Source organism: Bifidobacterium amazonense, assembly GCF_018555435.2.
Lineage (GTDB): Bacteria > Actinomycetota > Actinomycetes > Actinomycetales > Bifidobacteriaceae > Bifidobacterium > Bifidobacterium amazonense.
This window is the reverse complement of record NZ_JAFEJT020000019.1, coordinates 43,267-50,056: the sequence shown is the minus strand read 5'-3', so window position 1 is coordinate 50,056 and position 6,790 is coordinate 43,267. Positions and strand designations below refer to the sequence as shown.

5 protein-coding genes and 1 pseudogene are annotated in these 6,790 nt (G+C 66.8%); 2 read left to right on the top strand and 4 right to left on the bottom strand.

Translation table 11 applies throughout. The features are described from left to right. The first annotated feature begins 211 nt into the window (after positions 1-211). Both JS533_RS06160 and JS533_RS06155 read left to right on the top strand, forming a co-directional pair. Positions 212-1,675 carry a TrkH family potassium uptake protein gene (locus JS533_RS06160; RefSeq protein ID WP_241513570.1) on the top strand — a complete coding sequence of 488 codons (1,464 nt, stop codon included), beginning with the start codon at positions 212-214 and terminating at the stop codon, positions 1,673-1,675. A 36-nt stretch (positions 1,676-1,711) separates the two neighbouring features. Then, positions 1,712-2,380: pseudogene (locus JS533_RS06155) on the top strand (potassium channel family protein); the annotation flags it as partial. 141 nt (positions 2,381-2,521) lie between these two features. On the opposite strand, the gene JS533_RS06150 reads toward JS533_RS06155, so the two are convergent. From JS533_RS06150 to JS533_RS06135, 4 genes are all read right to left on the bottom strand, one after another. After that, a complete protein-coding gene (locus JS533_RS06150) occupies positions 2,522-3,343 on the bottom strand; it encodes a TlyA family RNA methyltransferase (RefSeq protein ID WP_241513569.1) in 822 nt (273 codons plus the stop codon). 1 nt (position 3,344) lies between these two features. Then, positions 3,345-3,524 (bottom strand): hypothetical protein, encoded by a 180-nt coding sequence (locus tag JS533_RS06145; RefSeq protein WP_241513568.1) that lies wholly within the window; start codon positions 3,522-3,524, stop codon positions 3,345-3,347. An 81-nt stretch (positions 3,525-3,605) separates the two neighbouring features. Next, positions 3,606-4,637: an HAD-IIA family hydrolase gene (locus JS533_RS06140; RefSeq protein ID WP_241513567.1), complete on the bottom strand. Its 1,032-nt coding sequence runs from the start codon at positions 4,635-4,637 to the stop codon at positions 3,606-3,608. Positions 4,638-4,645: 8 nt separating this feature from the next. Next, complete coding sequence (locus JS533_RS06135) at positions 4,646-6,712, bottom strand: helicase (RefSeq protein ID WP_241513566.1); 2,067 nt, start codon at positions 6,710-6,712, stop codon at positions 4,646-4,648. Positions 6,713-6,790: the final 78 nt, after the last annotated feature.

Sequence of the window (6,790 nt, the reverse complement as noted above, 5' to 3'; positions counted from 1 at the left end):
TGTTCATCAGGCGCTTTTTGGTTGTTGTTTTTCTTGGTCGTTAAACATCCTACCCAGAAAGCGCTTTTCTCTTACTCCCTCAACGACTCAACAACGAACCCACACCCACGAAAACAGCAATAGCGCCTGATATAGTCGTTCGGTTTGCAAACGGCACAGCACGGCACAACACGGCACGCGAAGGACGCGGAAAGGAAAGGGCGCGAACACGATGGCGAACCCGGTCTTCGACGAATCCTCCGCCAACCGCGAGGCATCACGCGGCTACGCCTGGTGGTTCTCCGGCGACACGTTCGAAAAGGCCGCCGCCGAGGAACGCCGCGGCCACCGGCACACGTTCCGCCAGCACATGACCGCCCATCCGGGGCGCCTGACCATCATCTACTTCATGGCGCTCGTCGTCCTGTCCGCGGGCGCGCTCATGCTCCCCCAGTCCACGCCGCCCGGCGAGACGACCACGTTCTCCACCGCCATGTTCACCGCCGTCTCGGCACTGTCGACCTGCGGCATCTCCATCGTCAACTCGACGACCCACTGGACCACGTTCGGCCAGGCCGTGCTGCTGGTGTCCGTGCAGATGGGCGGCCTCGGCGTGATGACGTTCGCATCGATGATCGCGCTTGCGGTGAACCACCACATGAAGGCCACGCAGCGCCTGCTGACCGCGAGCGAACTGGGCACGACGAAACTGTCGGAGATCAAGGGCGTGCTCACCGTGGTCATCACCACCACGTTCGTCATCGAGATCATCACGTTCCTCGCGCTGTTCCCCGGCCTGTGGTCGGTCAACGAGGGCGACGCGGGCAAGACCGCGTGGGAGGCGCTGTTCTTCGCGGTCATGTCGTACAACAACGCGGGCTTCACGCCGGACGGCGCGGGCCTGCACGTCAACAACTGGGCCGTGGGCATGCCGATCATGGCGTCCGCGTTCTGCGGCACGCTCGGCTTCCCGGTCCTGCTCAACCTCATGCGCTGCGCACGCAAGCACGTGCCGCCGAAGCGTTGGAGCCTGCACACCAAGATCACGCTGACGATGACGTTCCTGATCGTCGCCGCCTCGCTCGCATGGTTCCTCGCGGTCGAATGGGACAACCCGTACCTGTTCAAGAACGCGGACGTGGAGACGCGCCTGAGGCATGCGGTGGTGGCCGCCGTGATGCCCCGCTCCTCCGGGTTCGACCTGTCGTGGATGCCGCAGGTGAGCGAGGCGACCAAGGTGTTCATGAGCTGCGTCATGTTCATCGGCGGCGGCAGCACGTCCACCGCCGGAGGCATCCGCGTGACCACGTTCGCGGTGATCCTGCTCGTATGCCGCGCCTCGTTCACCGGACACAAGGACATCAACGCGTTCCGCCGGCGCATCCACACGAACGTGGCCATGACCGCGGTGAGCATCACCACGACGTGCCTGATGCTCGTGCTGGCCGCCTCGATGGCGCTGATGCTCGTGGCCGACACGACGCTGACGAACGCGCTGTTCGATGCCTGCTCGGCGTTCGGACTGGGCGGCTATTCGGTGGGCGTGGCGCGCGAGGACAATCCGGCCGCGCTCACGATCCTCGCGATCACGATGATCGTGGGCCGGCTCGGCCCGATGACGATCGCGTATTCGATCAGCCGGCCGCGCGCGCTCGAGGCGGTGCGCTACCCGACCGAACCGCTGGTCGTCGGCTGACGGCGGAATCATACGAATCGCACGAATCACACGACAAGACAGGAGCACAGCATGGCAAACAACGGCAGAAGCATTCTGGTCGTCGGCTTGGGCCGCTTCGGCAGCGCGGTGGCGACCACGCTGGACGCGATGGGCCAGGACGTGCTCGCCGTCGACCGCGACGCCGAACTCGTCAACCGCTGGTCGTCGCAGATTCCGACCGTGCAGGCCGACATGACGGACGTGCTCGCGCTCGAACAGCTCAACGCGTCCGACTTCAACACGGCGATCGTGGCGATCGGCGACAGCGTCGAGGCGTCGGTCATCACCACCGGCAACCTGCTGGACGCCGGCATTTCGGACATCTGGGCGAAGTCGGTGTCGAAGGAGCACGCGCGCATCCTGCAGCGCATCGGCGCGCGGCACATCATCAACGCGGAGACGGACGCGGGCAAGCGCGTCGGTCATCTCGTGTCCGGCAACTATCTCGACTACATCGAGATCGAGGGCGCGCACACGGTCGTCAAGATCCACACTCCCCCGCACGTCGTCGGCTACAGCATCGAGGACGCGAAGGTGCACGAGCGCTACGGCATCACCGTGGTCGGCATCAAATCGCCGGGCAAGGAGTTCCAGTACGGCTCCAAGGAGCTCGTCATGCACCGCAACGACGAGCTCATCATCATGGGCAAAGAAGACCAGATCGACAAGTTCATCCAGGGCTGAGCAAGCCTATGCCGACCCGGCCGATAGTGCGGTGACCGGGACTGCCTGCCGTGCATGATGTCCGACACGCTCCGGGCCGCTCGGCCAAGTCATACGGTCGGACATCATGCACGGCAGGCAGTCCCTCGACGGTCCGTATCGTTACGAAACGTCGGGTCGATGGTATTGCACGGGCATCCGCGCGTACAGCAGGTACTCCGCGTTGCCGTGCGTGCCCTCGATCGGCGAGTCGGCTGTCGCGATGACGTGCAGGCCGTGCCGTTCCGCACATTCGACGATGTCATGCAGCGCACGTTCGCGCAATGCGGGATCCTCGACGATGCCGTTTTTGCCGAGTCCCGCGCGCCCGACCTCGAACTGCGGCTTGACGAGCAGCACGATGTGCGCGCCGGGCGCGGCCAGCGTCGCGATGACGGGGATCACGTACGTCAGCGAGATGAACGACACGTCGGAGACGATCATCTCTGGCCGGTACGGCAGGCCGTCGGCGGTCACGTCGCGGATGTTGACGCCATCCATGCGGATGACGCGCGAGTCGTCGGCGACGCGCGCGTCGAGCTGATCGTGGCCGACGTCGAGCGCGATGACCTGCGCGGCGCCGCGTCGCAGCAGTACCTGCGTGAAGCCGCCGGTCGAGGCTCCGATGTCGAGACAGCGCATGCCTTCGGGCGACGGCAGGCCGACGCGCGGATCGTCGCCGTCCACGCCGGGCGCCAGTTCGGCCAGTTCGCCGATGACGCCGGTGCGGAACAGGTCGAACGCGCCGACGAGCTTGTATGCGCCGCGCGAGACGTAGTCGTCGCCTTTGTCGACGCTGATCGCGGATGCGTCGGACACGTTCATGGCCGGTTTCGTCGCCGGTTTGCCGTCGACGACGACGCGGCCGGCCTTGATGAGCCGCTGGGCTTTGGAACGGCTGTCGACGAGGCCGAGATCGACGAGCAGTGAGTCGAGTCGCTGCATGTCAGCGGACCTCGTCGAGTTCGTGCGTGAGTTGGTCGAGCACGTCGCGGAATGCGGCGATGCGCCGATCGTCGTCCATGTGTTCGAAACCGGACAGCTGGGGGAAGCGCTGCGTGAACTGTGGCGACGGCTGCGCCGGCTCCGGCCGAGACGGCTCAGTTGATGCGATCGATTCGGTCATGGCAGAAAAACTCCTTGTAAGATGACGCGAGCCCCCTTGCGTTCAGGGGGCTCGTCGGTCAGTTGCGTTGCAGGCTCCGCGTTACAGCGCGAATTCCGGCAGTGCGATCGCCTCCGGGTCGCCGCCGTTGTCGGCGAAGTCCCACATGGCGTCACATGCCGCGCGCAGGGCGTCGAGGCTTGTCGCGTCGCTGACGGTCAGTGTGCCGGCCGTCTTGTCGAGCGTGGCCTTGGCGTTGCCGCAGGTCCACACGCCGTCGCCGTTGCGCGTCACCGCGGGCTGCACCTCGAGCAGTCCGCGCAGGTCCTTGACGATGTACGTCGGGCGCAGGTGCGCGGGCGCGAGCATGAGCTCGCGCGGGTTGGTGACGCCGGTCAGGACGGCCAGCGCATCGTAGCCTCCGCGCGTGCCCGCTTCGATGTCGGTGTCGAGCCGGTCGCCGATCGCCAGGCACAGCTCCTTGGCGACGGGCTCGTTGCCGTCTCCGGCGGCGAGCAGTCGCGCCTCGTCGTACATGGCGGATTCGGGCTTGCCGGCCGAGGCGACCGGTTCGACGCCGGTCGCGTTGATGACGGCCTGGATCATCGACCCGCAGCCGGGCGCGATGCCGAGCTCTCGCGGGATCGTCAGGTCGCGGTTGGTGACCAGGTACATCGCCCCGCGTTCCACCGCGAACGACACGTTGGCCATCTCCTGCCAGGTCATCTGCGGATACCAGCCCTGGATGACGGCGACCGGATCGTCCTCCGGCCCGTCGGCGAGCGTCAGTCCCTGCGAGACGACCTCTTCGCGCAGATGCTCGGCGCCCAGCACGAGCACTTTGGCGCCGGCCGGCACGTGGCGGGCGACCATGCGCGCGGCCACCACCGAAGAGGTGATGACCTGATGCGGTTCGACGTCGAGGTCGAAGCCGCGCAGCTGGTCGGCGACCACGCGCTGGAAGCGCGAGGAGTTGTTGGTCGTGTATTCGATCGTCATGCCGAGCCGTTCCGCCGCGCGGATCGATGCGGCGGCGTGTTCGACCGGGTTCTTGCCCCGGTAGACCACGCCGTCAAGGTCGAGCAGCGCGAGCCGGTAGGCTTCGGCGATCGGCTTGTCCGTGGACTTGAGCATGGCCCGTGTCACTCCGCGTCGGCGGACGCATCGTCCGCTTCGGCCGTATCGTCGATGCCCGTCTCGGGCTCGACGGTCGCGTCGGAGCCGGCCTCGGCCTCCTCGGCCGGCAGCACGGATTCGTCGTCCGCCGCCGCGGCGGCCGGATCGGACTTGCCGGATTCGTCGTCGGACTCGACGGCGGTCTCGTCCATGCCGGCGACCTCCTTCACGGCCTCCGCGTCGTCGGCATCCGCGGCCGCATCCGCGGACTCGTCGCCGTTCTCGTCGGATTCGGCGTCGTCGGCATCATCCTCGTCGGCATCGTCCTCGTCATCGTCGGCCGGCGCGTACTGCGCGTCGTCCTCGCTGATGCCGAGCATGTCGAGCTCGTCGTCGCTGAAGCGTTCGAGATCATGGTCGATCACGATGTCGTCCGGATCGACGTCCTCGTCGGCGTACTGGAGTTCCAGCTTGTCGAGCAGCGGATCGAGATCGGCCGCCTCCTCGCCGCGGCCGGCCTCCTCGAGGAAGTACTGTTCGGCCTGGATGGCGCGCATGCGGTACTCGCCCGGCAGGCCCTTGGAACGGCCGATCGTGTGCACGATCTCAATGGCCTTGTCCATCTGGTTCAGATCCGCGAGTGCGCCCGCGTACACGAGGAACATCTCGACCTTCGCCTCGCCGCGCAGCTGGCGGCCCTCGTCGGACGTGGCCAGTTCGACGGCCTTCTTCGGGTTGCCGGTGCCGCGCTCGCAGTCGGCGATGAACGGCAGGTAGTCGAGGAAGCCGTTCATGCGGTAGGCGGTGCGGAACTCCTTGAGGGCGAGCTTGTAGTCGCCCTGACGGTAGGCCACGAACGCGAGGGTCTCGCGCGCGAAGTCGATGCGGGAGGCCTGACGGGCCACCCACTTGGCGTGCTCGAGCGCGTTCTTCGGATCGGACTCCTCGAGCGCGTAGGCGGCGAGGATGTGCAGGCCGATGTTCTCGGCGTGCTCCTTGGACAGGCCGCGCAGACGTTCGCGCTCGTCGGTCGAGAGCATCGACCACTCCATGCCCTTCGGCATCTTCGGCTCGTCGGGGCGGCGCGCGGTGTACGGGTTCTGCGACGGGAAGCTCATCGTGCCGTCGGAGTTGCGGCGGGGGCCGCGCTCCATGTACTCGCGGCGCTTGGTCTCGCGGTACTCGCGCTTCTCCTCGGTGGTGAACTCGCGCTGCTGCTCGCCCTCGCCCTGCGGACGGGACTGCTCGCCGCGGAAGTCGCGGCGATCGTTGCGATCGCCGTCACGATGGAAATCGCGGCGATCGTCACGACGGAAGTCCCTGCGATCGTTGCGATCGCCGTCACGACGATCATCACGACGGAAACCGCCACGCTCGCCATCGTTGCGCTTGAAATCACGACGATCACCGTCGCGACGGAAACCGCCGCGGCGATCGCCTTCCTTATGGAAGTCCTTGTGGAAGTCGCGGCGGTCCTCGCCGTCACGGCGGAACGGACGACGCTCGCCGTCACGCTGGTAGCGCGGATTGTCGCCGTCCTGACGCCGGTCGTCACGACGGAAGCCACGACGGTCGCCGTTGCGGCGGAAGTCGCGACGGTCGCCGTCACGACGATCATCACGACGGAAACCGCCACGCTCGCCATCGTTGCGCTTGAAATCACGACGATCACCGTCGCGGCGCTCCCCGTCACGACGGAAGTCCTTGCGGTCGTCATCGCGACGGAAGCCGCCGTTGCCGCGGTAGCCGCCGCGCTCGCCGTCCTTGCGGAAACCGCCCTTGTGGAAGCCGCCCGACTTGCCGCCGCGGAACCCGCCGCGCTCGCCGTCGTTGCGCTTGAAATCGCGGCGTTCGCCGTCGCGGTGGAAGTCGCGCTGCTCGCCGTCGCCCTCGCGGTCGCGACGGAAGCCGCCGTCCTTGCGGTAGCCGTCCTTATGGAAGCCGCCCGACTTGCCGCCCTTGTTGAAGCCGCCACGCGAGCCGCCGAAGGAACGGCCGCCGCCGTTGCCGCCGCGGCCGCCGGGACGTCCGGAGCCGTAGGACTTGCGATTGCCGTAGGATTTGCCGCCCGAGCGGCCCTGTTCTTCTGCCATTGATGTCCTTAATATCCAAACCTTCTCGGCTCCCCTCGCCGGATGGGCCGTCAAGGGGAGCCGAGAAAGGCACTACAG